We start from the raw sequence: 25,681 nt of genomic DNA on the forward strand, positions 1-25,681 counted from the left end.
AAGATATTTAAAATAAACTTTATCCATTTGTCACCTCTGACTATCTGTATCTCAATTACCTGTAACTCAGATTCAGGGGTTAATCTACATAGTTCATAGATGTAACCATGCAGACTGTCCCTGCCAAACCATGAAGTTGAAAATGGTGTTTTCTTAAAGCCTTTTTTCTCCAATAAAGGAATTCCTATTTCAAGAATAATTTGATTTCTAGCTTCGAGTAATTCCTTTGTTGTTGCTTTGTAAAAAAGACCCATTCGTTCTTCTATGTGCCAATTTGAGGCTTTATTTATTGAATTAGCGCTAACTACTGCATAGCAGGAGTACCTTCTCCTACTATCTGCACTATAACTAGAAGCTTTCAACTTCTAAAAGTATGTGAATACTCAAAAGTCTAGCAAGCTGAACGGAAGTGTATAGTGCAACTACAATATAAGTATTCAGATTCAGGGAAACAGGTATTTCCTAAACATGATATTTATACTTCCTCTTTAAACACCTTTACCTCCAACAGGTCAGGGCAGGCTTCCAGCAACTGAGCTATACTTCTGCCCAATACTGGATGTACCATATCAGGAGCCAGCTCGACAAGCGGCATCAGCGTGAAGCGGCGCAAATGCAGTTGCGGGTGGGGGATGGTGAGGCGCTGGGTTTGCTGCACGAGGTTGTCGTAAAACAGGATATCAATGTCGATGACACGGGCACCCCAGTGCTCCTGACGCACACGCCCCAACTCGTGCTCGATCTGGTTTATACTCTGAAGCACCTGTTCGGGGGCGAGTTCTGTTTGTACTTCCAGCACCTGGTTCAGGAAAGAAGGCTGGTCGGTTTTGCCCCAGGCGGCTGTTTCGTAAAGTCTGGAGTTGCGTAAAACAGTACCAACCTGTGCGGCTATACTTTCGCGCGCCTGTTGTAAGTATAACGTACGGTTGCCGAGGTTGCCGCCCAGCAGCAGGTATAGTTTAGGCATGTTTTCTAAAAAAGTCCACAGTAAGGTCAGCGGCTACTCGGGCAGCTTCGGGCAGTTCGTCGTGCTCGTACGGGTGCTTACCGCCAAACGAGTGATCGGTTTCGGGCAGGAGGTGTAGTTCGGCATCCGGTTTCCAGCTTTGCAGGTCATGTGCCATTTGGATGGGCAGCGTCTCGTCCTGCTCGCCATGAAGTATAAGCAGCGGCTGGCGCATTTTCCGGATCATCTGTTTTATCTCCAGGCGGTCTCTGTTCTGGACAAAGTTCTCAAAGATCTGGTAATACAGCGGCATCTGTTGCCCGGTGCGGGCGTTCGGCACCCACTGCACTCCTGTCTGTTTCCACTGCTCCATTACCTCCTCGGGCCAGCGCTGGTCAAAATCGCTTACGGCTGCCCAGGTAGCCACGGCTTTTACACGATCGTCTTCAGCAGCTTTCAGTATAACCGATCCTCCGCCGCGGCTGTGCCCGATCAGGTAGATGCGGGTAAGGTCGAGCTCCTGCTGCTGCACAGGCCCCTGCGCATCGTGCACCAGGTCTATCAACGCTTTCAGGTCGTCGAGCTCCAGGCTGAAATTGTTTTGCCCGAAAGCCTCCATGTCGTGCACGTCGGAGTAATCTTCCAGGGTGGTGCCGTTGTAGGAGAAGTTGAATTTGATGAACACAAAGCCACGCTCGGCAAAGTAACGGGCCAGCAGGTTAAAGTGCCCCCAATCTTTAAAGCCTTTAAACCCGTGGGTATAGATAACGATAGGTTTCGCTTCGCCATCCTGCCTGTAAGTGGCATCGGCAGTGAAAGGGCGGCCGTGCTCGGGATAGACTACAAAATCAACTTTCATACTTTTGAATTGTTTAATTGTTGATTGTTAAATGGTTACTTGCTTAATGTGCTTTGCCTGGTTAACCACTGCCAACGTTATTTCCGGTTGTTTAATTCTTCAACGAGGTAAGGAGCTCAACCTGGAAGCGTATGCTGTCGGATCAACTACGTATAGTTAGCGATCTGACAATTTAGAAATTGTGCAATTTAACAATTCAGGAGGCAGCAATATAACAATTTAGCCATTATACGCGAACGCCCGGTAACAGGCAGCAAATAAACACCGTTTTGCCACTACACGTTTGGAAACCACTCCGGAGCGTAGTAATATTGCGAACTTAACACATGAGCATCAGCCTAACGCAAATACAAGCGCCTATCGCGCAGGAAATGGAGCTGTTCGAGAAGAAGTTCAGGGCTTCCATGAAGTCCAAGGTGCTGCTTCTGGATAAGATCATGAGCTACATCGTAAAGCGCAAAGGCAAACAGATGCGCCCGATGTTCGTGTTCTTCACGGCCAACCTTTTTGGCAAAGGCATCGGCGAGGCCACGTACCGCGGCGCTGCCCTGATCGAGCTGCTGCACACGGCCACCCTCGTGCACGACGACGTAGTGGACGATGCCAATTACCGTCGTGGTTTCTTCTCTGTTAACGCCCTCTGGAAAAACAAAATAGCTGTACTTGTCGGCGATTACCTGCTCTCGAAAGGGTTGCTGCTGAGCCTGCACAACGACGATTACGACCTGTTAAAGATCGTGTCGAATGCCGTGCGTGAGATGAGCGAAGGGGAGTTGCTGCAGATCGAAAAAGCCCGTCGTCTCGACATTACCGAGGAAGTATACTTTGACATCATCCGCCAGAAAACTGCTTCGCTGATCGCATCCTGTTGCGCAGTGGGTGCGGCCTCGGCAGGCGCCTCTAAAGAAGACATTGAAAAGGCTCGCCTGTTCGGTGAGAAGGTGGGTATTGCCTTCCAGATAAAAGATGACCTGTTCGATTACGGTACGGCCGAAATCGGCAAACCTGTCGGCATTGACATTAAGGAAAAGAAAATGACCCTGCCGCTGATCCATGCGCTGAAGCAGGCCGACTGGCTAACCAAACGCCGCGTGATCTACAACGTGAAGAACAACAACGGCGATAACAAGCGTGTGCAGGAAGTGATCAGTTTCGTGAAAAACTCAGGTGGCATCGAGCACACCGTTAAGGTGATGAACAAGTACCACGCAGAGGCCCTGGAAATCCTTCATACTTTCCCGCCATCACCATCCCGCACCTCGCTGGAGCAGCTGATCGCTTATACCATCGAGCGGGAAAAATAGAAGTTCGTTGATCGTTTTTCGTTTATCGTTTTTCGTGATTCGCTTTTTATAGCGTAAGCATTTACTTGTACCATGATGGTTTTTGTATGGGCAGGTCGTGACCTGTCCGTGCGACTTGCGTGAACCATAATGTAAAGCCGCTGGAGAAGTATAAATCCTGTTCATCCTCTCATCCTAAAAATCCTGATTCTGACAAACAAGACGCTCGCAGGACCTTCGGACGCTGTGAGGTCATCGCACCAACCTTATACTTCTGTAAATCTCAACCGGAATTTTGTAACAGGTAGTATAGGTACCATAGGTAGCTTTGTTCGCGCAAAATAACCTATGAAAAAATGAGCCTGAACACCAACGCCTGGAACCGCCTGCGGTATACGTTGTACCTGCCCGTCTATGATCTCGTAGCTGACCGTATCTTCCGGAAGTATAGAAAGCGGTCGGTAGAGTTATTAGCTGCCAAGCCGGATAATGCCATACTTATACTTGGCGCCGGCACCGGCCTCGATTTACCGTACCTGCAAGGCTATACCAACCTCACTGCCATCGACATTACACCGGGTATGATCAGCAAGCTGAAGAAACGTGCCAACGAGTTAAATATACCGGTGCAGGCGCAGGTGATGAACGGGCAGGAGCTCGATTTTCCGGATGCGGCGTTTGATGCGGTTATACTTCATCTTATACTTGCCGTGATACCCGATCCGATGGTCTGTATCAAAGAAGTGGAGCGTGTACTGAAGCCGGGAGGCACAGTAATGGTTTTCGATAAATTTTTGTCGGAAGGGCATCGGCCTTCCATACTTCGACGGCTGCTTAACCAGGTAGCCGGCACCCTGTTTTCTGATATCAACCGCAGCATCGGCGCAATAGTCAGTCATACTTCGCTGCAAATGGAGCTAAACGAGCCGGCAGCCTTAAGAGGAACTTTCAGAATTGTTAGATTGAGGAAGCCGAAGCTATAAATATATCATGGCGCGAGCGTCCTCGCTCGTGACTAACTATAGTTGGGCCTCTGGCCCAGTTGAGTTACAAACTCAACCTCATTGTAAGGCACGAGTTACAAACTCGCGCCAGCATACTCTCTGTTCGTTTTTCGTCTATCGATACTATAGTTTAAAGCACAGAGGAAGTAGCTTGATTTAATTTTCAGAGCAGTATAAATAAACAAAGGCCGCTACTTCTGCAGTAGCGGCCTTTGCCATAGTTGCCGACCAAACAATCAGCAATTAACAAGCAACAATGTTACTTTTCAGCCAGCAACTGATCCATGGTCTTGTTGAAATCAGCTACCCATTCTTCGTAGTACTTGCCGGTACCCGGGCCGGAGAAGCCGGTGTGTATCTTGCGTACTTTGCCTTGCCTGTCGATAAAGATCGTGGTCGGGAAAGACATCACGTGGTTTAGGGCCGGAAGTGCTTTGGCAGCGGCTTCTTTGTCGGAGGTGCCGGCAACCAGCAGGTCGTAATCCACATCCAGGCGCTCCTGCATTTTCTTCAGGCGGTCGGCTGCTTTTTCAAACTCCGGGCTACGCTCAAAACCAAGCCCGATGATCTCCAGTCCGCGGTCTTTGTTTTTCTGGTAATAAGGCGCCAGGAACTTGGTCTCGTCCATACAGTTCGGGCACCAGGAACCGAGCAACTGTACCAGTACTACCTTGCCTTTATACTTCGGATCTGCCAGCGACACCTGCTTGCCTTCCAGGTTCGGGAATGTGAACTCCAGCGATTCGTAACCCTCTTTCAGGTAGGTGAGGGTGTCGGCGCTGGCCAGTTGGGCGTTCTCGTTGCGCTTGGCCGTCCAGCTTTCATAACCCACCATACCGGAGTAGAAGTCGCCTTTCAGGGTGTTCTCATCAGTAGGCGTGGCGGTGAACAGGTAGGCATGGTTGCCATCGAAGGTGGACAGGTTCAGTTCCTTACCATCCACTTGCCCCTCCAGGTAGCGGTAGTCGCCAGTTTCGGTCAGGAAGGTGCCGGTCAGGTAGTTGTCTTTCTGCTGGAACACGCCAACAGCCTTGTAGCTGTTGCCTTCTTTTGGTGTGAACACCACTTCCCACTTGCCATCGTAGTTAAAATCTGCAGGAGCCGGGTTCTCCTTAAAGCGGTTCTTCTTGCCATGTTCCGCTGTGAACGGTACAGAGTATGGAGTTGCCAGGTCGTTGCGTACAAAGCGGCCATTCATCTTATCGCCATCCACTTTGGCAATCAGGTCGGCATCGAAAATGTGCAGCCTGATCTTCAGGGAATCATTTTCCTGCTTGATATCATCCACCAGAATGCGCTCTTCGCCGTTGATGAGGTAGAGTACCGTTTTGCCATTCTCCTCTTTTGCCTCCATTACGAATGGGATTTCCTTGCCTTGCTGCGATTGCAGGCCTACGCGCCAGAAGCCGGGCTTCAGCGACTGCTCGCCGGATGTTGAAGAAGTACAGGAAGTTGTCATAAATGTAGCAGACAGGGTTAAAAACAAAATGAGCCTTGTCAGGGTATTAGAAATAATGTGTTTCATGTGGCAAAAATACATGATATTACGTCAAAAGCCACACTCGATTAGAACAGCATTGGCAGGCGGTAACTTACTGTTATATTCATTACGGCTAATGTTGTTCAAAAACAAGCTTATTTCGTACATTTGTAAACTTCATAATAGAAGCATTAAAAACATAACAATAGCAAAACTATGGCATTTGATTTAGAAATGATCAAGGCAGTTTATGCCGGTATGGCCGAGCGTATTGCTGCTGCCCGAAATGCAGTAGGCAGACCGCTTACCCAGACAGAAAAGATCCTGTATTCGCACCTGTACGATGGTGCTGCAAAGCAGGGTTTTGAGCGTGGCAAGTCTTACGTAGACTTTGCTCCGGACAGGGTGGCTATGCAGGATGCAACGGCACAGATGGCCTTGCTTCAGTTCATGCAGGCTGGTAAAGCACAGGCAGCGGTACCTTCAACCGTACACTGCGACCACCTGATACAGGCACGCGTTGGCGCTGACGAGGACTTAAGAGACGCTTACAGCGAGAACAAGGAAGTATACGATTTCCTTGCTTCTGTTTCAAATAAGTATGGCATCGGCTTCTGGAAGCCAGGTGCTGGTATCATCCACCAGGTAGTCTTGGAAAACTATGCTTTCCCGGGCGGTATGATGATCGGTACAGACTCGCACACACCTAACGCAGGTGGTCTGGGTATGATCGCGATCGGCGTGGGTGGTGCTGACGCCGTGGACGTGATGGCTGGTATGCCTTGGGAGCTGAAGTTCCCGAAAGTGATTGGCGTGAAGCTGACAGGCCGTCTGAACGGCTGGACTTCTCCGAAAGATGTTATCCTGAAAGTTGCCGGTATCCTGACCGTAAAAGGTGGTACAGGTGCTATCGTAGAGTATTTTGGCGAGGGTGCCAACAGCCTGTCTTGTACAGGTAAAGCTACCATCTGTAACATGGGTGCCGAGATCGGCGCGACTACTTCTGTGTTCGCTTACGACCAGAAGATGAAAGAGTATCTGAATATTACAGGCCGTGAGGAAATCGCTGAACTGGCTGATCAGGTGGCAGAGCACCTGCGTGCAGACGACGAAGTATACATGGATCCGGCTGCGTTCTACGATCAGCTGATCGAGATTGACCTTACTACACTGGAGCCACACGTAAACGGACCGTTCACGCCGGATGCGGCATGGCCAATTTCTCAGTTTGCTGCAGTGGTAAGAGAGCACAACTGGCCGGCTAAACTGGAAGTAGGTCTGATCGGATCGTGCACCAACTCTTCTTACGAAGACATCACACGTGCTGCTTCTATTGCAGAGCAGGCCGTTACGAAAAAGCTGGTAGCTCAGGCTGAATTTACCATTACGCCAGGTTCTGAGCTGGTACGTTACACAACTGCCCGCGACGGCTTGTTGGATACATTCGCTCAGATGGGCGGTGTGGTGCTGGCAAACGCCTGCGGTCCGTGCATCGGCCAGTGGGCCCGTCATACCGACGATCCAACTCGTAAGAACTCTATCATCACGTCGTTCAACCGTAACTTTGCCAAGCGTAACGACGGCAACCCGAACACACACGCGTTCGTGGCTTCGCCAGAAATCGTAACTGCTTTCGCAATTGCCGGCGACCTTACGTTCAACCCGCTTACGGATACCCTGACCAACGAAGAAGGCCAGGCTGTAAAACTGGATGAGCCGGTAGGTGTGGAGCTTCCGCCAAGAGGCTTTGCCGTGGAAGATGCTGGTTATGTAGCGCCTGCCGAAGATGGCAGCAGCGTACAGGTTGTGGTTGATCCGCAGTCTGACCGTCTGCAGTTGCTGGAAGGCTTTAAGCCATGGGAAGGCACTGACCTGAAAGGTCTGAAGTTGCTGATCAAAGCACAGGGTAAGTGTACTACTGACCACATCTCGATGGCTGGTCCGTGGTTGAAGTACCGTGGTCACCTGGACAACATTTCCAACAACATGCTGATCGGTGCGATCAACGCGTTTAACGGAGAGGCTAACAACGTGTACAACGACATGACCCGTGGTTATGACACCGTACCAGCAACAGCCCGTACCTACAAAGCTGCCGGCATCGGTACTGTAGTTGTAGGCGACGAGAACTATGGCGAAGGCTCTTCCCGTGAGCACGCTGCCATGGAGCCACGTCACCTGGGTGTTCGTGCCGTACTGGTGAAGTCTTTTGCGCGTATCCACGAAACCAACCTGAAGAAGCAGGGTATGCTGGCGCTTACGTTTGCCAACAAAGCTGATTATGACCTGATCGAGGAGAAAGATTCGATCGATATCCTTGGTCTGGAAAGCTTCGCTCCTGGTCAGCCACTGAAGGTTGTGTTAACGCACAAAGACGGTTCGCAGGATGTGATCGAGGTAAACCATACCTACAACGAAGGTCAGATCGAGTGGTTCAAAGCTGGTTCAGCACTGAACCTGATCCGTTTGCAACAGAAGACAGCTTAAGCATAAGCTGATCCTATTCTAATAAAAAGAGAGGGCTCCGCAGAATCTGCGGAGCCCTCTCTTTTTATGTTTATACTTTCAGGAAAGTATAGATCCACCTCGTGCAAAGTATAACCTGCTGTTTATACTTTGCTCTGGGTTGATGAGCCTTACTTTCTTAAAAGCACGATCTTCCTAGTGATACTTGCTTTGTCGAAGGTAATACGGGCCGTATACACGCCTTCCGGCAGAGCGGAAAGATCGTAGATAGCTTCTGTCTGATGATGCTGACGCAGTACCGGTTGGATGGTTTTGCCCATCATGTCTGTCAATATCATAACAGGGGCTTTCCCATCCTCAGGCAGGCTTACAGTCAACAGGCCGGTTGTAGGGTTCGGGTATACCTGAAAGCTTCCCTCGTTCGGTTCATTCACCGCAGTAGGTGCCGCCTGCAGCACTTCAATGGTCTGGCTGGTGGTATTGGTACAACCATACTTGTCTTTTATCACCAGTTGTACGTTATAGGTGCCGGGCTCCGTGTAGGTATACACCGGCTTCGGTTCGGTAGTGGTTTCTCCGTTGCCAAAGCTCCAGAGCCATTCTCTGATGTTCTTGCCTTGCGTCTGGAAGGTGATGGCGCGGTTGATTACGGGCTTTTCCTGGTCTATTGTGAAGCGGGCTTCTGGAGTTGCAATGGTATAAGCTACCGGCACCAGAGCACTTTCAAACACCGAATCGGCATTGGATACATACAGGGTGGTATTCTGGGTTAGCTCCGGTATACTATAGTTTGGACCTATGCCCAGCAGCGCATTCTTTGCATTGTCGGCATAAAACTTGAAAAGCTTGCCACCTTTCGGGGCTACCATAACGGGTGTGCCGGCACAAAGGGTGTCGTTAACAGCCAGTGGGGCAGGGCCAGACCGGATGAATTGATAACGCTCCTGTGCTGCTACAGCGTGCTTCTTCAGTTCAGTGAGGTTGTCTCCGGCAACAATGGCAAAGGCAATGGTCCTGGTTTCATTAGGTGCCAGCTTGGTTGCCGCAACGCCTACCACATGCGAAACGTCGTTGCCCGAACCATTCATCCCTGCTTTCTGGCGCGCCACTCCACCCGATAATGCTTTATACTTCTCTTCGGCACTGAAGCCGTCTGCAATAGAGAAGGTGTTGCGTCCTCCCGACAGGTTATCGATGGCATAGTACGAAGGCGATTCGGAGGTGAGCAGCTTTATGCCGGCATAAGGCATGGCCTCACCCACGTTGTAAACATAGCCCATCTTGTTAGCACTATCCCAATCGGCGGCGTTGATGTAAGGGTTGCCGATGTTCCAGTCTGCAAAAAGGCCCGCGTGTAGTGTCTTTATTGTGTCCGGGGTGATGTTTTTGACCGTGTATTCCAGCACCACGAAATCTTTGTTCTTATCGCCTGACCAAGCAAAAGAGCGTTGACTTACCTGCACACCAACCTGCTGTTCCGACGGATAGGTATCGTGCATGATGCTCCGTATTTCCTGGTCTGCCTGCCGGGTATTGTAGTGCATCCGGATGGGGCTGGACGTTGCAAAGTCCTCGTCTGTTTGCCAGTAAGCGTTGCGCACGTTGTCTGACACACGCTGCGCGTCTGAAGCAAGCAGCAGACCGCCTTCGAAAAGGAGCGAATTGCTGCCCTTGTAGGTTATGCCAACTCCCTGGTTAAAGTTGAAAGCATTGTAACCGATGTTACCCTTGCCGTTTACCGTCATTTGCAGGTCGCTGGCAGATAGGGTAATGTGGTCCGGGTTTACAGGAATCTGGAAGTACTGATAATCGCTGTAGGTGCCGTCTGTAAAGCCAAGCCGGAAGTTAATGACCATGTTGTGCGGTGCATTGGGCAGCACAACAAACCGGAAGGGACGGCTCCTGTTATCGGCCGTAGCCATGGTAGCCATACTTCCCAGGGTGAGCTCGTCGTCCAGGATCTTGACGTAAGGCGATGTTGTCGAAAGCTTTACCTGCAGGTTGGTGGCAGGGGAGAGGAAGTTGGTGAAAGAGCCCTCCAGTGCCAGCGTATCGTTCAGCTGTGCAATCCGGTTTCCGGCTACCCTGATCAAAGTGTTCCGTACCGATTTTACAGTGGTTTCCATCAGTGCGCGCTTCACGTTCAGGCGGCCTCTGCCCAGCATTTCCAGGTAAGGCTGGTTGCCCGGGAGGTTATAAATATCATCTGAAGTAACGCGTAAGCGCTCTATCACCTGCTGAGCATTCAGGTGCGGGAAACGGGAGCGCACCAGTGCGGCAGCTCCGGCTACGATTGGCGAAGCAGCGGACGTACCGTTAAAGCCACCGTAGGCATTATCGCCGCTGAAGCTGGTTGTATAGATGTTTATGCTGGGTGCGGTCAGGTCTATTTTGTAGCTGTAGGTATAATCCCTGAACTTAACGTCTTTGCCATCCGTGCCACCTACTGAAAGGACATTGTCGTAAGAGGCAGGGTAGATGTTCAGGTTGGCATTGGTGTTGCCGCCAGAGGCCACGATCACGACGTCGCGGTTCAGTACAGCGTAGTTGATGATGTCCTGCTCGTATTGCGAGTACCCTTCGCCACCCCAGGACAGGTTGATGATGCTGCAGCCTTTGTCGGCAGCGTACACGATGGCCTCGTATCCGCGAAAGCTTCCGTTTGCAGTTGAAGGAAATATCTTGAGGGGCAGGAATTTTGTCCGGAAGCCAAGGCTGGACATACCGTTGCCATTGTCGGAAGCGGCGGCGGCGGCGCCAGCTACACCTGTACCATGGCCTACATAATAAGAGTCGTCAAAAGTGTTGTTGTCCTTTTCGGCAAAGTCCCAGCCGCTGAAGTTATCGGTGTAACCATCACCGTCGTTGTCGATGCCATCTACCGGATCGTCGTAGTTGTGCTTTACCTGTGTTTTAAGGTCGGAGTGCGAAAGGCGGAAACCCGTATCAAGTATACCGATCACGATGTTGGAGTCACCTTTTTCCACGGCCCAGCCGCTGTAGGCGCCTATGAGCTTGAGATAGGATTGTGTGGTCCTGGTAGAGTCGGAAGCAGGGTCGTTGGGTTGGTAAAGCGGTTCGCGCTGGTAAAGCGGCTCCACATACTCCACCATACCTGTGGACATGAGTTTTCTCCTGATCTCCTCCAGCGTCTGGCCTTCTGAATACGTCATCTCGTAGATCAGCGACAGGTCAACGCCGCCGCCTTTCCTGGCATTGACAGGAGGGGCAGCTTTCGGAAACTTCTGGAGGACCTGTTTTGCACCTACCTGTTGCAACACAGCCTGCAAACCGGCAGTAGAACCCTGAGCAAGGCGTAGTTCTCCTGCTGGCTGAGATTTCAGTTTATATACTACTGTATGTGGCTTTGTGCGCACGCCAACACCAGCAGCTGGCTTGGGTTGTGCCTGGCCGTACAGAAAAGGAACGAAAAGAAAAGATACTAGAAAAGCCCGGAAAAAGCGTTTTAGCACCAACAGCGCGGTAATCATTTTATCATATAAGCAATAAGTGAGAAAAGGGTGATGTAACGGTACTAATGCTGTCCGGTAGAATGTAACGATTTAAGCATCAAAGATAAGCATGAAAAGAATGCCACCTGACCGGACGTTTCTAAAAAAATACGTAACTTTCCACCAAATGATTCTAATATAGGCGTTTAATTATATAAAAAAAAGACTATGAATTTAGATTTAGTAAATAAACATCAGTCTACATTAAATACAGCCGTAAAAGCGCTGCACGAGCGTACGTTCTTTGCGCACTACCCGGAGAACCCAACGCCGGAGATCTACGGCGAAACGGCCGACAAGGAAGGACGCGAGAAGTATAAAAACCACCTGAACCAGAATTTTACCGAACTGCTGCAGGAGAACCCGGAAGCTTGGGTAGGGCAGGAGGAGTCGCCTTACGAGCAGCAGTCGCTGGGCGTAAAGTATCCATACTTCTCGGTTGATACGCTGGTGTCGCGTGCCGAAGAAGCGTACCATGTATGGCGCAAGGTCAAACCTGCTGACCGTGCCGCCCTGCTGGTAGAAACGCTGGAGCGCGTAAAGAGCCGTTTCTTCGAGATTGCTTACGCTACCATGCATACGACCGGACAGGCGTACATGATGTCGTTCCAGGCATCCGGCCCGCACGCCGCTGACAGAGCACTGGAGGCGATTGCGTCTGGCTACGAGGAAATGAGCCGTTTCCCGGAGGCAACCGAGTGGGAAAAGCCGATGGGCAAGTATAACATCAAGCTGAGCAAGAGCTGGAGAGCGGTACCGAAAGGCGTTGCCCTTGTAATTGGCTGCTCTACCTTCCCGACCTGGAACACCGTGCCGGGCATGTATGCCAGCTTAGTTACAGGTAACCCGGTAATCGTGAAGCCGCACCCGAAAGCGGTATTGCCAATTGCCATTGTGGTAGCCGAAGTACAGAAAGTGCTGGTGGAAGCGGGTCTGCCGCCGTACATCTGCCAGCTGGCCGTGGATGCCGACGACCACCTGATCACAAAAGAACTGGCCGAGCATCCGAAAGTGAAGCTGATCGACTATACCGGCGGTACCGAGTTTGGTAACTACATCGAGAGCCTGAAAGGCAAAACCGTGTTCACGGAGAAAACCGGGGTTAACTCCATCATACTTGATTCGGTAGACGATCTGGACAAGGTGGCTAACAATCTGGCATTCTCGGTGAGTTTATACTCCGGCCAGATGTGCACGGCACCGCAAAACTTCTTTGTGCCGGAAACAGGCATCAAAGTAGGGGGCGAAACCGTGCCTTACGAGGAAGTAGTGCAGAAACTGGCCGATGCGGTATCTGGTTTGGTAAACAACCCGAAAGCAGGGCCGCATGTGCTGGGTGCCATCCAGAACCCGGCTACGCTGGAGCGTGTGAAGGAATCTTCTACCGTAAAAGGCAAAACCGTACTGAGCACCTGCGACTTCAGCAACCCGATGTTTGCCAATGCCCGTACCTGCGCCCCGGTTATCTATGAAGTGGACGCGACGGAAAAAGAAAGCTACAGCCGCGAACTGTTCGGCCCGATCATGCTCATCATCAAAACCCGGAACACCGACCAGTCGATCGAAATCGCCAAAGAGATGGCCATGAACTATGGCGCCATTTCCTGCGGCGCGTATACGACCGATCCGACGGTAAAAGAAAAGATCATGGATGAAATGAGTTTGGCTGGCACGCCGGTGAGCTTTAACCTGACAGGCGGTATTTATGTGAACCAGAACGCGAGCTTCTCCGATTTCCACGTAACAGGTGGTAACCCGGCGGGTAATGCCTCGTTCACCAACCCTGAGTTTGTGATCAAGCGCTTTACGTGGGTAGGCTTTAGAGAGCCTTCGCTGAGCTAAACGGTTGCTGATTAAAGTATAAGTATAAAGCCCCGGCACTTTCAGGTGCCGGGGCTTTTGTTTTTTAGCTGAACAGGTTGGTGATGTCGTTTTTAAGCTTATCCAGGCCTTCGCGCAGGTCGGTCCATTTGCTCTGGGTGTCTTCTTCGTCTCCCAGTTTTTGGGCGATCAGTTCGCGCTTTGCTTCCAGTGCCGCGATGTGCTCGTGGTAAGTATGGTTCGAGTCGGCAGTGGTGGCGTTTACCCGGCCTTTCAGTATCTTGATTTTTCCATCCAACTCATCCAGGCTCTTCTGGATCTCTTCGCGGGTAAGATGGTTTGGTGCCCGCATATGTTCAGGTTTGAGGTGATACGTATCCATAGTGTTTGTATTTAAGCTGTCAACACGAAAGCCTGCCATGGGCTTTCTTCCTCTCTAAATACTTGTTAAAGCTCAAAAAGGATATAGGCAGGCCTGTCTGGGCATCGCTGTACTTGTTTACTTAGGTTATTTAGAAAAAATCTAAATAGATGTTTTGTAATATAAAAATGGTGTTTACTTTTGCGCAGTCTTTAGAATCAATCTAAATAAAAGAAAATGCACCGTCTGCTTACCATTGTAATCACTTTACTATTCATAACACAAGTTGCGTTTGCTCAGAATGTGGGCCGCATCGAAGGGCGTGTTGTGTCTGAAAGAAACGAGCCCCTGATCGGGATCAGCGTAGCCCTGGAAGGTACCAGCCTGGGCACTACCACCGACGAGGAAGGAAAGTATGTTATCCGAACTGTTTCGCCGGGTACTTATACTTTGGTAGCCACCAGCCTTGGCTTTGCCACTATCAAAAACCAGGTCGAGGTAAAGGCTGGCTCTACAGCTACCGTGTATGTGCTGTTGCCTTCTTCTGCCACTGCCCTGAACGAGGTGGAAATTACCGCCAGCCACAGCGGTGAGTTTGTGCAGCCGATCGGTTCTACGGCTACCAAAATGGAGGCGCCGCTGAAGTCTGTGCCGCAGTCGGTACAGATCATTTCGCGCCGTGCCCTGGACCAGATGCAGGTGGTACGCCTGGATGACGCCATGCGCAACGTGAGCGGCGTAACCATGGAAACCGGCTTTGGCGGCCGAACAGACATTTTCCAGGTTCGTGGCTTCAGAACCAGCACCGAAAGTATCTTCAAGAACGGCTTCCGTAACAGCGTACGTACCTTCCGTGAAACAGCCAACATCCAGCAGATCGAGGTGATGAAAGGACCTGCTTCGGTACTGTATGGCGTGAGCGATCCAGGTGGTATGGTGAACATCACCACCAAGAAACCAACGGCTTATACGTTCCAGGACGTGCAGGTAACAGCCAACACCTTCGGCCAGATCCGTCCGGCCATTGACCTGGGTGGCGCCTTCAACAAGAGCAAGACCTTTAAGTATAGATTAAATGCGGTGTACGAGAAAGGCGATACCTACCGCGACTTCGTGAGCACCGAGCGTGTTTTTGTTGCACCAGCCTTCACGTATGATTTCTCTGACAAAACTTCGCTTACGTTAGAGGCCGAGTACCTGGATCATGACCAGGCCTCTGACCGCGGCATTGTGGCCTTCAACAAAGTGATAGCAGATGTACCTGCTAACTTCTCCATAGGCGAGCCGGACAACAGGGGCAAGCACCAGAACCGCTTGGTACAGTATAACCTGCAGCACCGCTTCAACGACATCTTCAGCCTGCGCCATGCGTCTAACTTCAACTACTCTTCCGAAGACCGCACCATCGTGGAGTTGGCTGGCATTCTGAAAGGCAGCGACTCCAAAGTAACGCGCCGTATACAGGACCAGTACAACTTCGAGCGCAACTTTGCCACGCAGACGGAGCTATACGCTACCTTCAATACGGGTACACTGCTCGAACACAAAACAGTAGCAGGTGTAGAAATTGCCCGCTCTATGTTCGACATCTGGTACAACCGTGCAGCCTACGATACGCTGGATGTATACAACCCACAGTACAGCCGCCTGCCAAAGCCTTATAATAAACTTGCCTTCGGGGATGATTACCGCGATAACACCAGCCTGTATGGCTTTTATGTGCAGGACTTCTTCTCGATAAAACAACGGTTTAAAGTTTTGATGGGCGTGCGCTACGATGTATGGGATCTGGAAAGAACCGGCTTGGTGAAAAACAAAGACAAAACCTTCTCTACGGAAGTAACCAAACAGCCAAACCGCGCCCTTAACCCAAGAATAGGCGTGCTGTACGAAGTATATGGTCCGCTCTCTGTCTACGGTAACTGGTCAAGGGGTTTTCAGCCGGAAGTGGGTAGTGTGCTGAATGCAGATGGCGTAACGACCCGCCCACTCGACCCGGTAACATCCAACCTATATGAAGGCGGTGCCAAATTAGGTCTGCTGAAAGACAAAGTGAACATCAAAGCAGCTTATTTCAACATCACGCGCAGCAACGTGCCGCTTACCAACCCGGACAATGCAAATTACCTGATCCAGGTAGGAGAGGTGCGTAGCGAAGGCGTTGAGACCGACATAACCGGTGAAGTGCTGCCCGGCCTTAACGTGATCGCCACGTACAGCTATACCGATGCCCGCATCACAGAAGATACAAACGAGAATAACATTGGCGTAGCCTTCCGGGGCGTGAGCAAGCACAGCGGCAGCCTCTGGACGACCTATGTGCTGCAGAGCGGGGTATTGAAAGGCCTTGGCTTTGGAGGCGGCTTTACCAGCTTCGGCGACCGTCCGGTAGATGCTGCTGACAGCTTCCGGCTGCCTGGCTACACCCGCTACGATGCCACCTTGTTCTACGACTCCAAGCGCTTCCACGCAGCCCTGAACCTGAAAAACCTGGCTGATATCAACTACTACGACGGCTCACAGTCTGCTACCGCCATTATGCCGGGTGCGCCGCGTAGCCTGCAGGGTACAGTTGGTGTAAGATTTTAAAAATAAACCTATAGTTTTGCTCCCTACTGGCGGCACAGTCTCTGGCTGTGTCGCCGGTGTTTGTTAAAGCCTATGCGAAAACTCATTCTGCAATTGCATCTCTGGATTGGCCTGACGGCAGGCGCCATACTTTCGGTAGTTGGTGTAACCGGGTCTGCCTATGTTTTTCAGCCCGAACTGACCCGCCTGCTTTATGCAGACCTATACCGGGCTAAAGATCCGGAGGCAGTTCCGGTAAATCCGGAGGTGGTGATACAGGCTGCGGAAGAAGCTTTTAGAGGCAAAGTAAGCAACGTGCACTTCCCGTTGCGCGAGCTGGAAAATTACATCCTGAAAGTAGAAGGTAAAAAAGAGTGGCTGTTTTATGATGCCTCTACGGGCAATTACCTCGGAGAAATGAAGGAGCGCCGCGGCGTGCTGGATAAGGTGCTGGAAGTGCACCGCGGGCTGGTAGTAGGAGAGATCGGCTCTGTGATTACTGGTATTTGTGCGCTGCTGATGGCCTTGGTTCTGCTTAGCTCCGGATTATACTTGTGGTGGCCACGCAAAAAGAAACAGTTTAAAGACGGGCTGCGCCTGAAACCAAATGCCTCGTTCAAGCGCCGCAGCTACGACCTGCACAATGTGTTTGGTTTTTACTTTAGCGTGCCGTTGTTCCTTGCCGCCATTACCGGAGCATACTTTGCCTTTTCCGTAGAAATGCACGCTGTTGTAGATTCGATCACCGGTGCCAAAGAACTAACACCCAATCCCAAAGCACTGCACTCAGTGTACCAACCCGGCGTACAACCCATGACCCTACAGCAGGCGATGGAACTGATGAACAGCAGCAAGTATAAGGGTTACCACAAGCGCAACCTTACGATGCCAAAAGACAGCGTAGGCCATGTATACTTTTCCCTGACCAATGCCAGCGACATCGATGCCGGTGCAGAACTCCGCCCCATGGTGTACCTCGATCAGTATACAGGAAAACCGTTGTATGCCTATGATCCGGTGGCGGCGCCTGCCGGACGCAGGTTGCTCCGGAACTGGTTTGTGCCTATCCACTTCGGTGAGGTAGGCGGTTATGTAACACGGGTGCTCTGGTTTATACTTGGGCTCTTGCCGGCTACGCTCTGGGTAACGGGACTGCTGATCTGGCGCGGGAAGCGTAAGAAGAAAAACAAAAAAGCTGTTACCGGAAAAGGAGCGATAGCCTGATAGGCCTGCTTTTATGGCTGTGATTTCACCGGTACATTGATGTGGCCTGTTTACCGGATGTTTTTCACCACTTATAGGCGAACTATTTTGATAATATTCTTTAACTCTGCGATATTTGTATCTACTTGTGAAGTTTTTTTGCGTAGAAGCTGTGATTATTGCTGAAAAGGCGAAAATATCTTTACAAGTTTTGCACTGTTTACCGAAATCAGTGCCTACATACATAAATCCCGGTGACTGAGTACATGGAAAACACAACACCTTTGCTTGATCTGGTAATGTTGGTAGATGATGATGCTACAACCAATTACCTTAACAAGCGCCTGCTGACCGAGATGAAGGTCGCAAAGAAAATATTGGTAGTGCAGAACGGACAAGAAGCGTTGGACTACATAACTAAAACATGTGGCGAAGTATCCGACCCGGAAAATAAATGCCCGGACCTGATCTTCCTCGACATTAAAATGCCGGTAATGGATGGGTTCTCTTTTCTGGATGAATACCACAAGCGTGGCTTAGATGCCGGTGATCATGTGATCATACTGATGCTTACTTCTTCGGCAAGTTTTTACGACCTGGAGCGATTGAAGAATTACCGCAAAGTTAAAAAGCATTACTCCAAAGCGCTGACAAGACATGATGTGCAGGAGGTAATGGACCAGTTTTTCAGCAACCGGTAACCTGCCTTCTTTTAGAGCAAAAAAGCCTGCCACTCTTTGTAAACAGTGGCAGGCTTTTTTATTTCTTATCAGGCAAAGGTTAGCATTTCCTTGGCGGGCCAGGTAAACACAAACCGGGAGCCGCGCCCTTCCGACTGCACCCAGCAATCGCCCCCTTTGTTGCGCACGATCTTTCTGACCAGCGAGAGGCCTATGCCGGTGCTATCGGATCGAACAATGTCCTGCCCGAGTGCCTCAAACATTTCGAAGATGCGCTGCTGGTTGTCCCGGGAAATACCCGGGCCATTATCCTGAACTACAAACTGCAGCCAGTCGGCGTGCTGCGTGTACTGAATCTGTATCAGACCCTCAGCCGGGTTGTCGTGGTATTTGATCGCGTTTCCGATCAGGTTACTGAAGACCTGTTGCAGGTAAATACGCTCAGTCTCCAGTACCGGTAGATCATGCTGTATTTCGATGCGCATGCCTTTGGGTATCTGCAGCAAACCGATGATCTCGTACAAAAGCTCCTGCACATCTGTCTTCGTTTTCGGGATATTATGGCGGCCGGCAAGCGAATAGGAGAGTATGCCCAACACGAGTTGGTCCATTTTAAGCGCCTGTTCACGAAGCATCGGAAAGATCTCTTTTGCCTCTTCTATGTTTTCGGATTCCAGGCAGGCTTCCAGCACTACGGCCAGCGCATTGATATTCTGTAACGGTGCCCTAAGGTCATGTGACACCGTATGGGCAAAATCATCCAGGTCTTTGTTGGTGCGTTCCAGCTGCGCATTTTTAAGATCCCGCTCCTTCAACAGCTCCCTGATATCATTGTTAGATTGCTGCAGCTTTTCATTCAGAAGCCTGTTTTCCTGCAGCTTTTGCTGGACGACCTGGTTGCGCTCCCGCAGCTGCTCCAGCAGTTCCAGCAACTGCATGTTCTGGCGCTTTATCTCGGCATAAGGCGATACGTAAGCATCCTGGTCAAATTCATAGGTCCAGGCCTCGGCAACAGATTTTGTTACAGTAGGTGCGTTATGCGGCAGCCGGATGCGGAGGGTTACCCGGGTGCCCTTCTCAAACTCGCTCTCGATGTGAAAGTAATCGACCAGCTTACGGGAATTAAGTATGCCCGTGCCTTTTCCCAGCGCGGTGCCGATGCTGCGGTTTAGGAGCTGGTCTATGTTGCCGATACCTCTGCCACGGTCCGACACGATGGCCTGCAGGAAATGAATTCCGGCTTCTTCCATAACGCCGTACACGATCTGCCCGCTGCCCACATGCTCTACTACGTTGCGGCATATCTCAGATACGGCAGTTGCAAACTTGGTCTGGCTACCCATTGCTATGCCCAAACGCTCTGAAAGCTGCTTTGCCCGTTTATAGGCCAGCACAACATCCAGCTCGTTGTTTATGTTTATCTTGAGAATATTTCTGGACATAGCTCCTTATACCTTATTTCTAACTACCATTACAAGCGTATCATCTGTCTGCCGGCTGAACTCTTTAAAGAGTACGGCTGCTATGGTGGTAGGGTCGTGGTTCAGTATGCCGGGGTATTTGTTCAAATCCCACCTGGAGCGGAGCCCGTCGGAGTGCAGTACAAGCGTACGGGAGTTATTCCACTCTGCTACCTGGTTGTTGAGCGTTGTGGGGATGTTATGCCCGAGAATGCCATTGTACGAAATAATGTTCCGGCAGGTAGTAGCCTGCTTGCCACCTTCGGGGCAGAAAATTTTGCCGGCAATGTTGCCCACGCCGCAGTAGCTGATCTGGTTGCGCGCAACGTTGATGTGAGCGATGGAGCCAACTGCTCCCCGGGTGCGCCGGATTAAAGTATGGATCAGGCGCAGGTTAACAGGAAGATCGCTTTTATAGTTACTCTGGAAGACCTGGGCAGCCAACTGGCTTGCTTCGTTTGCATTTGCACCGTGGCCCAGACCATCCAGGGCAATCAGGTACAGGTTGTTGCCTTCTTCGATTATTGCATAACCGTCGCCGCAGAGCTGCTCACCGGGTTTAGGTACCATAACAACGCCTGTTTCGAAACGACTCTGCCGTTGCGGAGGGTGCACTTGTCCGGCTGCTCTGTGTACCCTGGATAAAATAATAGTGCCACTCCCTGGTTGTGAATAAAGATCGAACTCATCGGACTGGCGTTTGATGGCGCCCAGCCCTTCGCCGGCCGTACCGGTGGTAGAGATTCCATCCTGCATCATGCGGCGCGGCTCACTCATGCCCGGGCCATTGTCGAGGCAGATAATTTCCAGGGCGGATGCTTTTTCTCCGATGGTCTTTACCAGCAACTCGCCTCCCTGCGGCGAATGCTTCACCAGGTTAGAGGCCATTTCGGAAACAATGATATTGATCTTGCCCACCTCTGAAGCGGAAAAGCCCAGACCTTCGGCAAGTCGGGCAATATCACGCTTTAGTATGTTGGCAAAGCTTCTGTCAGGTAGAGTATAGCGCTGGTGGTGATTAACGTCCATGTTTCCAGTGTATGACGGTAACAGTAGTACCCTGGCCCGGCGTGCTGCTGATGTTGAACTCGTTTACAAGGCGCCTGGCACCGGGTAGCCCCAACCCCAGGCTTTTGCCCGTCGAGAATCCATCCTGCATAGCCTGCTGCACGTTCTCAATGCCGGGGCCTTCGTCTACAAATGTTAATCTTACGCCACTTTGCGCATTTTTGCTGATAATTTCGAGGATAACTTTTCCGCCGCTGGCATATTTAAGCATGTTACGTACCAGCTCGCTGGCGGCTGTGATGAGCTTTGTCTGGTTAACAAGGCTCATGCCGATTTTGGTGGCATATTCCCGCACCCGATTCCGGAAAGGCACTACGTCCTGCTCCCGCACGATCTGCATCGTGTCTTTAGTCAGTGTAATCATCCGGGGATTGCTCTTCTTCGTCCTCGCTCTGCGGTGCGTATAGGTCTATTTTCTTTTGTAACAATTCCATGCCTTTCTCCACATCCAGGGCAGTATAAACGCCCTGCAGTGTCAGGCCTAACTCTACAAGCGTAATGGCAACGGCAGGCTGCATGCCTACCACTACGGTTTCGGCATCCATAATGCGCGACATGGAGGCAATGTTGCCCAGAATACGACCCATAAAAGAGTCAACGATGCTTACAGCAGAAATATCGATCAATACACCGCGGGCACCCGTCTTGCTGACCATGTTGATCAGGTCGCTTTCGAGGTTAAGGGCCAGCCTATCGTAGAGGTCCACCTGTATGGTGACCAGCAGAAAGGAGCCCATTTTCAGGATAGGTATTCTTTCCATTCTGTTACTTTAGTGAACGGCTGTTCCCAGCTTTTCTTACCTCTATATTCAGCATACCAAAGGCAAGTTGCAAAGCGCTGGCCAGGGAAGCTTTTGTTTTGATGTTGGACAGGTCAATGCCCAGGTGCACGATCGTCTGTGCGATCTCGGCACGCACACCACTGATGATACATTCGGCACCCATCAGGCGGGTAGCGCTTACAGTTTTGATCAGGTGTTGTGCCACAAGCGAGTCTACAGCCGGTACGCCGGAGATATCAAGTATGGCAATGCTGCTGCCGGTATTCACGATCTCCTGCAACAGGTTTTCCATCACGATCTGGGTACGGGAGCTGTCGAGGGTGCCGATGATAGGAAGTGCCAGGATGCCGTCCCATACGCGGATAACCGGAGTTGAAATCTCGTTGATCTCGTCTGTCTGGCGAAGTATAACTTCTTCGCGACCTTTCAGGTAGGTTTCGAAGGTAGTCAGAGCCAGGTTGTCAAGCAGTTTGTTTACCATCAGAATTTCCCGGTAAAGCACTTCTGGCTGGTTGCGGCGCTCCTGCTCCAGTGTATCTGTCAAAGCCTGTTTCAGGCTCAGCACATACATGTTGGTTTCGCGCGGAGAAAAGCCCTGGCGCGCTCTTGTTACCGAAACATCGCTCAGAATATCGGTGATCTGCTCATACTCAGAGCTGTAAACATTTTCGAAGTTGCCGTTTGAAATGGCTTTCAGCAATGCTTCCAATAGTTCTTCTGATTGCCTGCGCAGTTCTTCATTTGAGATCAGGTCATCGCGCAGCGCCTCATCGGCTAACTGGTTGTTCATCCATGATTCCAGAATCTCTCTTTTCTTTCTTTGCAGAAGCTGTGCTGTGTTGTTGTTATCCATTTGCTTGTTTGAATGGTGTGAGAACGTGCTCTGTAAAATAGCTGAATAAATTGATTGATCCGAAAAAGGATTATTCTTCAGCAGACAATGCTTTAAAGGTACAAAAAAATGTTTTAATCGATGCAGTACGTATTTCAACGCTAAAAGTAGAGAATGGTGCAGGTATAAACAGTATTTGCCGCAGTACCATGTTGAGTTACCTGCATATGCCATACTTTGAGCTTGTGCAACTACTTTAATTTAACAGCCAGGTAAACTGGTCGTATACTTTCAGGTAAAGTAACAGACGGCATACACGTACGATGCTTTGTTACCTGTTACGGTTGATTTATAGATGCTTGTATGGATATGAATAAGATCTCTTTCAGATACCTGTGGCTGCTGACCTTGTGTCTGCTGGCATGTTCTCCTATTACGATCCTGGATACGGAGTCGGAGGATGACTTTCATTTGGCCAACTACAAGACCTTCGACTTTTATGAAGTAGAAACAAGCGGTGATGCCATCGGGCCGGAGTATAAAGAACAGCTTGATTATCTGAAGCAGGAAATAGAAGCGCAACTGAAAACCCGTGGGCTTACCCGCAGCAGCGCTAACCCCGACCTGAAAGTGAACATGGGCATTGTGCTGGCTGAAAAAGTACAAACCCGGGAAACAGATATCAGGACCGACGGACCTCGCTACATGGGGCAGCGGCGCTATACCTGGAAAAGCCAGGAGGTAGAGGTAGGCCGTTACAAGGAAGGAACCCTGTCGGTGCACCTGGTGGATAATAGCAATAACGAAATGGTATGGCAGGGAGCGGCAGAAAGCATCGTGCCGGAAGACCCGGGTAAACAGCAACGCCGCATAGCGGAAGGAGTACAGAAACTGATTGCAAGTATACCGCAGTAGGAAGGGAGGGTATACTTTAGAGCAATTTGTTTCTCTTTTACATAGTGTTCAAAAGTAGCTCTTGCTGTGTGTTCTCACTAGCAAGCAAATTAGAGTATAGTTGTTGAAAGTACTAGCAACGGCGGGATACACTTTACTTATTAACTATTAACCATCTCAGAAGTAAGAATAATGACAACGCCAAAATCAGCAAAGTCATTAAACTAAACATGTACAAACGCTGATAATTATTAAAGACTAATAGAAATATAAACAGAAGTACAGCAACATATCCTAGCTGTACCATTATCTCTTTAACATTATATGTCCTGTTCATTATCATGAAATAAACCTTAGCATAGATAAAGAACGGAAGCCAGAAAGCGCAAATAACAGAGATATAGAGAACAGCTTCTGTGTTTAATAAACAATTTATAGTTAGCCCCAAGACAAATTCAGATTTGATTTATTATTAGTTTTAGTTACACCCTAAAGGCTAAGCTATAAAGCGCCTTAGAGCTTTTTTAGGTGTAGCTAGGCAAGTCTATTTTTTTATGGATGTTACTTCAGCTATCAATTTTTTATTTCCAAGTAACATTGCGACTGGAATGCTAATTATTGAAAAAGCAATAATTAATCCAAGGTACATCAATGATGGCATCAAAACATGTTCATTAAAATTTTGCACCTCCTTTTCTTCACAATAGATATTACTTTCGGGGTTTTTCCTGTTATACAAAATACATATTTCATCACCAACTTGCCCACGGAAGGTATGGAAAGAGCTACCAGTGAATTTTTTGTCATTAACTTTAAAAGTGTAAGTAGCATAATGTGCTCCACGTCCTGTAGCTTTGTCAACAACAAGTCCAGTTGTTTCTCCTACATTGCTAAAAACCTCATTCCTTTTATTGTTATTCGAAGTAACGCTGTAATAAAGAAAGCCACATATTAAAGCGTAAAAGCATATCCATACAACAATCGTACTTTTAAATAGCTTCAAAACCTTAGTCCAATCAATAAATCGCTTAGGTTTTCTGTTAAGACTTCTTCTTGCCTCTCGCCTTTGCCTTCTTATTTGTGACATTTCTTTATTGTTTTGCCAAACAAAAATATAGCAGTAAACATATGCCTATCTGCACAAAGTGCGGTATAGCTTAATAAATATAGTAAAAGAAAGATGAAGTAGAGCAGAACTGCCACGAATTCAACAGCAGAGGTGGGGTAAAAAAGCTTTATACTTAATAAGTATAATTCAGGCTTCTGGAGCGTATTCTTATACTTCTGAACCCTGTAATTCTGGGACGGTAGCCTAAAAATAAAAAGGCCTCCTACGTGAGCAGAAGGCCTTTAATTTCTGTCGGAGTGGCGGGATTCGAACCCACGACCTCCAGCACCCCATGCTGGCGCGATACCAGGCTACGCTACACCCCGGAAATCTATAGCAAAATAAAAGCCTTGCATCAAAAATGCAAGGCTAAAATTAAGTCGGGGTGGCAGGATTCGAACCTACGACCTCCACATCCCAAATGTGGCGCGATACCGGGCTACGCTACACCCCGAACTTTAGAAGCTAAAAGCCTTGCACTTTCACAAGGCTTTTATACTTCTGGTGCACCCGAGAGGATTCGAACCCCTAACCCTCGGAGCCGAAATCCGATATTCTATCCAGTTGAACTACGGGTGCAAGACGTGTGCAAAAATAGGAACTCTGCGGATAAAAGGAAACTTCCTTTGTGAAAATTATCCAGCTTTTGCTTAAAAAAACGTAAGCCGCTGGTAGCTTGATACTTCTTCTCTAAACAATCCTTATACCCCGGCGGTTTTCCAGCGTAAGAAAATAGATTTAAACCAAATCAGGAGAAAAGAGCTATGGAAAAAGTGTATACGGCAGAGGTAACTGCCACAGGCGGCCGCAGAGGCCATGTAAAATCATCGGATGGTGTGTTGGATATGCCTATGTCCGTGCCGGAAGGAGTAGGCGGAAATGGCAAGAGCACCAACCCGGAACAGCTTTTTGCTGCAGGGTATGCTGCCTGTTTCCAGAGTGCGTTGCTCGTAGTGGCCGGCAAACATCACGAGCGCCTGCATCCTGAATCAACAGTTACAGCACATGTAGACCTGCTGAAACTCGACAACGGAGCTTATGGTTTAGGTGTAAAACTCGCTGTAGACCTGAAAGGAGTGGACAAGGAAAAAGCCCGCCAGATGGTGGACGAAGCGCATCAGATCTGCCCGTATTCCATAGGCGTGCAAGGCAATGTGGATGTGCAGCTGGAAGTCTTGTAAAGTTAGAGAGGTGGAGAGTTTGGGAGTTAGAAAATTAGAGGGTTAAAAAGTTAAAAAGTTAAAAGGTAGAAGAGGGCTTGGTAAAAACTGACCTGCTATCTTTTTAAGCTACCATAATTATGGTTGCCCTTGCTGTGTGTTTTCACCAGCAAGTATAAAGGCGGCTGAAGTAT

The 25,681-nt window shown here is 49.6% G+C and carries 22 protein-coding genes and 3 tRNA genes; 10 read left to right on the top strand and 15 right to left on the bottom strand.

The window, feature by feature from the left end; translation table 11 throughout:
• The 3 genes from MJ611_RS06765 to MJ611_RS06775 all read right to left on the bottom strand — a co-directional run.
• The coding region (locus MJ611_RS06765) for a hypothetical protein (RefSeq protein ID WP_250428812.1) at positions 1 to 362 on the bottom strand (362 nt) is incomplete at its 3' end.
• Between the two features lie 113 nt (positions 363 to 475).
• The gene (gene folK / locus MJ611_RS06770; RefSeq protein WP_250428814.1) at positions 476 to 967 is read right to left on the bottom strand and encodes a 2-amino-4-hydroxy-6-hydroxymethyldihydropteridine diphosphokinase; all 492 of its coding nucleotides are present in this window, start codon (positions 965 to 967) and stop codon (positions 476 to 478) included.
• Positions 960 to 1,805: an alpha/beta hydrolase family protein gene (locus MJ611_RS06775; RefSeq protein WP_250428816.1), complete on the bottom strand. Its 846-nt coding sequence runs from the start codon at positions 1,803 to 1,805 to the stop codon at positions 960 to 962. Before MJ611_RS06775 ends, folK begins: the two co-directional genes overlap by 8 nt.
• Before the next feature lie 326 nt (positions 1,806 to 2,131).
• Here MJ611_RS06775 and MJ611_RS06780 point away from each other — a divergent pair, with 326 nt between their 5' ends.
• Together MJ611_RS06780 and MJ611_RS06785 are read left to right on the top strand one after the other, a co-directional pair.
• Complete coding sequence (locus tag MJ611_RS06780; protein WP_250428817.1) at positions 2,132 to 3,109, top strand: polyprenyl synthetase family protein; 978 nt, start codon at positions 2,132 to 2,134, stop codon at positions 3,107 to 3,109.
• Positions 3,110 to 3,444: 335 nt separating this feature from the next.
• On the top strand, positions 3,445 to 4,071 hold the full coding sequence (locus MJ611_RS06785) for a class I SAM-dependent methyltransferase (RefSeq protein ID WP_250428820.1): 627 nt from the start codon (positions 3,445 to 3,447) through the stop codon (positions 4,069 to 4,071).
• A gap of 280 nt (positions 4,072 to 4,351) precedes the next feature.
• Here MJ611_RS06785 and MJ611_RS06790 read toward each other — a convergent pair whose 3' ends face one another.
• Positions 4,352 to 5,617 (bottom strand): peroxiredoxin family protein, encoded by a 1,266-nt coding sequence (locus MJ611_RS06790; RefSeq protein ID WP_250428821.1) that lies wholly within the window; start codon positions 5,615 to 5,617, stop codon positions 4,352 to 4,354.
• A gap of 171 nt (positions 5,618 to 5,788) precedes the next feature.
• Here MJ611_RS06790 and MJ611_RS06795 point away from each other — a divergent pair, with 171 nt between their 5' ends.
• On the top strand, positions 5,789 to 8,059 hold the full coding sequence (locus MJ611_RS06795; protein WP_250428823.1) for an aconitate hydratase: 2,271 nt from the start codon (positions 5,789 to 5,791) through the stop codon (positions 8,057 to 8,059).
• A gap of 149 nt (positions 8,060 to 8,208) precedes the next feature.
• Here the strand turns inward: MJ611_RS06795 and MJ611_RS06800 are convergent, their stop codons facing one another.
• Positions 8,209 to 11,529 carry a S8 family serine peptidase gene (locus MJ611_RS06800; RefSeq protein WP_250428825.1) on the bottom strand — a complete coding sequence of 1,107 codons (3,321 nt, stop codon included), beginning with the start codon at positions 11,527 to 11,529 and terminating at the stop codon, positions 8,209 to 8,211.
• 189 nt (positions 11,530 to 11,718) lie between these two features.
• On the opposite strand from MJ611_RS06800, the gene paaN reads away from it, so the two are divergent.
• On the top strand, positions 11,719 to 13,392 hold the full coding sequence (gene paaN / locus MJ611_RS06805) for a phenylacetic acid degradation protein PaaN (RefSeq protein ID WP_250428826.1): 1,674 nt from the start codon (positions 11,719 to 11,721) through the stop codon (positions 13,390 to 13,392).
• 64 nt (positions 13,393 to 13,456) lie between these two features.
• Here paaN and MJ611_RS06810 read toward each other — a convergent pair whose 3' ends face one another.
• Positions 13,457 to 13,753, bottom strand: coding sequence for a sll1863 family stress response protein (locus tag MJ611_RS06810; RefSeq protein WP_250428827.1), 297 nt, complete (start codon positions 13,751 to 13,753; stop codon positions 13,457 to 13,459).
• 216 nt (positions 13,754 to 13,969) lie between these two features.
• Here MJ611_RS06810 and MJ611_RS06815 point away from each other — a divergent pair, with 216 nt between their 5' ends.
• The 3 genes from MJ611_RS06815 (at position 13,970) to MJ611_RS06825 (ending at position 18,204) form a co-directional block, all read left to right on the top strand.
• Complete coding sequence (locus MJ611_RS06815; RefSeq protein WP_250428828.1) at positions 13,970 to 16,321, top strand: TonB-dependent receptor; 2,352 nt, start codon at positions 13,970 to 13,972, stop codon at positions 16,319 to 16,321.
• Positions 16,322 to 16,393: 72 nt separating this feature from the next.
• Entirely contained in the window at positions 16,394 to 17,524 is a 1,131-nt protein-coding gene (locus tag MJ611_RS06820; protein ID WP_250428829.1) for a PepSY-associated TM helix domain-containing protein, read from the top strand.
• A 245-nt stretch (positions 17,525 to 17,769) separates the two neighbouring features.
• The gene (locus tag MJ611_RS06825) at positions 17,770 to 18,204 is read left to right on the top strand and encodes a response regulator (RefSeq protein ID WP_250428830.1); all 435 of its coding nucleotides are present in this window, start codon (positions 17,770 to 17,772) and stop codon (positions 18,202 to 18,204) included.
• A 68-nt stretch (positions 18,205 to 18,272) separates the two neighbouring features.
• Here MJ611_RS06825 and MJ611_RS06830 read toward each other — a convergent pair whose 3' ends face one another.
• From MJ611_RS06830 to MJ611_RS06850, 5 genes are read right to left on the bottom strand one after another with little or no spacing between them, the layout of a single operon-like run.
• Positions 18,273 to 19,625, bottom strand: coding sequence for an ATP-binding protein (locus tag MJ611_RS06830; protein WP_250428831.1), 1,353 nt, complete (start codon positions 19,623 to 19,625; stop codon positions 18,273 to 18,275).
• A 6-nt stretch (positions 19,626 to 19,631) separates the two neighbouring features.
• On the bottom strand, positions 19,632 to 20,672 hold the full coding sequence (locus MJ611_RS06835) for an ATP-binding SpoIIE family protein phosphatase (protein ID WP_250428832.1): 1,041 nt from the start codon (positions 20,670 to 20,672) through the stop codon (positions 19,632 to 19,634).
• The gene (locus MJ611_RS06840; RefSeq protein ID WP_250428833.1) at positions 20,662 to 21,075 is read right to left on the bottom strand and encodes an anti-sigma regulatory factor; all 414 of its coding nucleotides are present in this window, start codon (positions 21,073 to 21,075) and stop codon (positions 20,662 to 20,664) included. Before MJ611_RS06840 ends, MJ611_RS06835 begins: the two co-directional genes overlap by 11 nt.
• On the bottom strand, positions 21,059 to 21,472 hold the full coding sequence (locus tag MJ611_RS06845) for an STAS domain-containing protein (RefSeq protein WP_250428835.1): 414 nt from the start codon (positions 21,470 to 21,472) through the stop codon (positions 21,059 to 21,061). Before MJ611_RS06845 ends, MJ611_RS06840 begins: the two co-directional genes overlap by 17 nt.
• A 4-nt stretch (positions 21,473 to 21,476) precedes the next feature.
• On the bottom strand, positions 21,477 to 22,346 hold the full coding sequence (locus tag MJ611_RS06850) for an STAS domain-containing protein (protein ID WP_250428837.1): 870 nt from the start codon (positions 22,344 to 22,346) through the stop codon (positions 21,477 to 21,479).
• 50 nt (positions 22,347 to 22,396) lie between these two features.
• Here MJ611_RS06850 and MJ611_RS06855 point away from each other — a divergent pair, with 50 nt between their 5' ends.
• The gene (locus tag MJ611_RS06855) at positions 22,397 to 22,585 is read left to right on the top strand and encodes a hypothetical protein (RefSeq protein WP_250428839.1); all 189 of its coding nucleotides are present in this window, start codon (positions 22,397 to 22,399) and stop codon (positions 22,583 to 22,585) included.
• Positions 22,586 to 22,694: 109 nt separating this feature from the next.
• A complete protein-coding gene (locus MJ611_RS06860) occupies positions 22,695 to 23,240 on the top strand; it encodes a DUF4136 domain-containing protein (protein ID WP_250428841.1) in 546 nt (181 codons plus the stop codon).
• Positions 23,241 to 23,763: 523 nt separating this feature from the next.
• On the opposite strand, the gene MJ611_RS06865 is transcribed toward MJ611_RS06860, so the two are convergent.
• The 4 genes from MJ611_RS06865 to MJ611_RS06880 form a co-directional block, all read right to left on the bottom strand.
• Positions 23,764 to 24,306 (bottom strand): hypothetical protein, encoded by a 543-nt coding sequence (locus MJ611_RS06865; protein WP_250428843.1) that lies wholly within the window; start codon positions 24,304 to 24,306, stop codon positions 23,764 to 23,766.
• A 273-nt stretch (positions 24,307 to 24,579) separates the two neighbouring features.
• Positions 24,580 to 24,653: transfer RNA gene (locus tag MJ611_RS06870), tRNA-Pro, on the bottom strand.
• 54 nt (positions 24,654 to 24,707) lie between these two features.
• Positions 24,708 to 24,781, bottom strand: a tRNA-Pro gene (locus MJ611_RS06875).
• A gap of 48 nt (positions 24,782 to 24,829) precedes the next feature.
• Positions 24,830 to 24,906: transfer RNA gene (locus MJ611_RS06880), tRNA-Arg, on the bottom strand.
• A gap of 185 nt (positions 24,907 to 25,091) precedes the next feature.
• Between MJ611_RS06880 and MJ611_RS06885 the strand changes: the two genes are divergently transcribed.
• The gene (locus MJ611_RS06885; RefSeq protein ID WP_250428844.1) at positions 25,092 to 25,508 is read left to right on the top strand and encodes an organic hydroperoxide resistance protein; all 417 of its coding nucleotides are present in this window, start codon (positions 25,092 to 25,094) and stop codon (positions 25,506 to 25,508) included.
• Positions 25,509 to 25,681: the final 173 nt, after the last annotated feature.

Origin of the sequence: Pontibacter ruber (assembly GCF_023630205.1) — a bacterium.
Taxonomy (GTDB): Bacteria; Bacteroidota; Bacteroidia; order Cytophagales; family Hymenobacteraceae; genus Pontibacter; species Pontibacter ruber.

Excerpts from the sequence above, each read along its gene's own strand:
- MJ611_RS06850 (WP_250428837.1), bottom strand. The coding sequence starts at position 22,346 with ATGGATAACAACAACACAGCACAGCTTCTGCAAAGAAAGAAAAGAGAG.
- MJ611_RS06860 (WP_250428841.1), top strand. The coding sequence starts at position 22,695 with ATGAATAAGATCTCTTTCAGATACCTGTGGCTGCTGACCTTGTGTCTG.
- MJ611_RS06830 (WP_250428831.1), bottom strand. The coding sequence starts at position 19,625 with ATGTCCAGAAATATTCTCAAGATAAACATAAACAACGAGCTGGATGTT.
- MJ611_RS06795 (WP_250428823.1), top strand. The coding sequence starts at position 5,789 with ATGGCATTTGATTTAGAAATGATCAAGGCAGTTTATGCCGGTATGGCC.
- MJ611_RS06810 (WP_250428827.1), bottom strand. The coding sequence starts at position 13,753 with ATGGATACGTATCACCTCAAACCTGAACATATGCGGGCACCAAACCAT.
- MJ611_RS06885 (WP_250428844.1), top strand. The coding sequence starts at position 25,092 with ATGGAAAAAGTGTATACGGCAGAGGTAACTGCCACAGGCGGCCGCAGA.
- MJ611_RS06840 (WP_250428833.1), bottom strand. The coding sequence starts at position 21,075 with ATGATTACACTGACTAAAGACACGATGCAGATCGTGCGGGAGCAGGAC.
- MJ611_RS06865 (WP_250428843.1), bottom strand. The coding sequence starts at position 24,306 with ATGTCACAAATAAGAAGGCAAAGGCGAGAGGCAAGAAGAAGTCTTAAC.
- MJ611_RS06845 (WP_250428835.1), bottom strand. The coding sequence starts at position 21,472 with ATGGAAAGAATACCTATCCTGAAAATGGGCTCCTTTCTGCTGGTCACC.
- MJ611_RS06790 (WP_250428821.1), bottom strand. The coding sequence starts at position 5,617 with ATGAAACACATTATTTCTAATACCCTGACAAGGCTCATTTTGTTTTTA.
- MJ611_RS06815 (WP_250428828.1), top strand. The coding sequence starts at position 13,970 with ATGCACCGTCTGCTTACCATTGTAATCACTTTACTATTCATAACACAA.
- MJ611_RS06825 (WP_250428830.1), top strand. The coding sequence starts at position 17,770 with ATGGAAAACACAACACCTTTGCTTGATCTGGTAATGTTGGTAGATGAT.
- MJ611_RS06785 (WP_250428820.1), top strand. The coding sequence starts at position 3,445 with ATGAGCCTGAACACCAACGCCTGGAACCGCCTGCGGTATACGTTGTAC.
- folK (WP_250428814.1), bottom strand. The coding sequence starts at position 967 with ATGCCTAAACTATACCTGCTGCTGGGCGGCAACCTCGGCAACCGTACG.
- MJ611_RS06820 (WP_250428829.1), top strand. The coding sequence starts at position 16,394 with ATGCGAAAACTCATTCTGCAATTGCATCTCTGGATTGGCCTGACGGCA.
- MJ611_RS06775 (WP_250428816.1), bottom strand. The coding sequence starts at position 1,805 with ATGAAAGTTGATTTTGTAGTCTATCCCGAGCACGGCCGCCCTTTCACT.
- MJ611_RS06780 (WP_250428817.1), top strand. The coding sequence starts at position 2,132 with ATGAGCATCAGCCTAACGCAAATACAAGCGCCTATCGCGCAGGAAATG.
- MJ611_RS06835 (WP_250428832.1), bottom strand. The coding sequence starts at position 20,672 with ATGGACGTTAATCACCACCAGCGCTATACTCTACCTGACAGAAGCTTT.
- paaN (WP_250428826.1), top strand. The coding sequence starts at position 11,719 with ATGAATTTAGATTTAGTAAATAAACATCAGTCTACATTAAATACAGCC.
- MJ611_RS06800 (WP_250428825.1), bottom strand. The coding sequence starts at position 11,529 with ATGATTACCGCGCTGTTGGTGCTAAAACGCTTTTTCCGGGCTTTTCTA.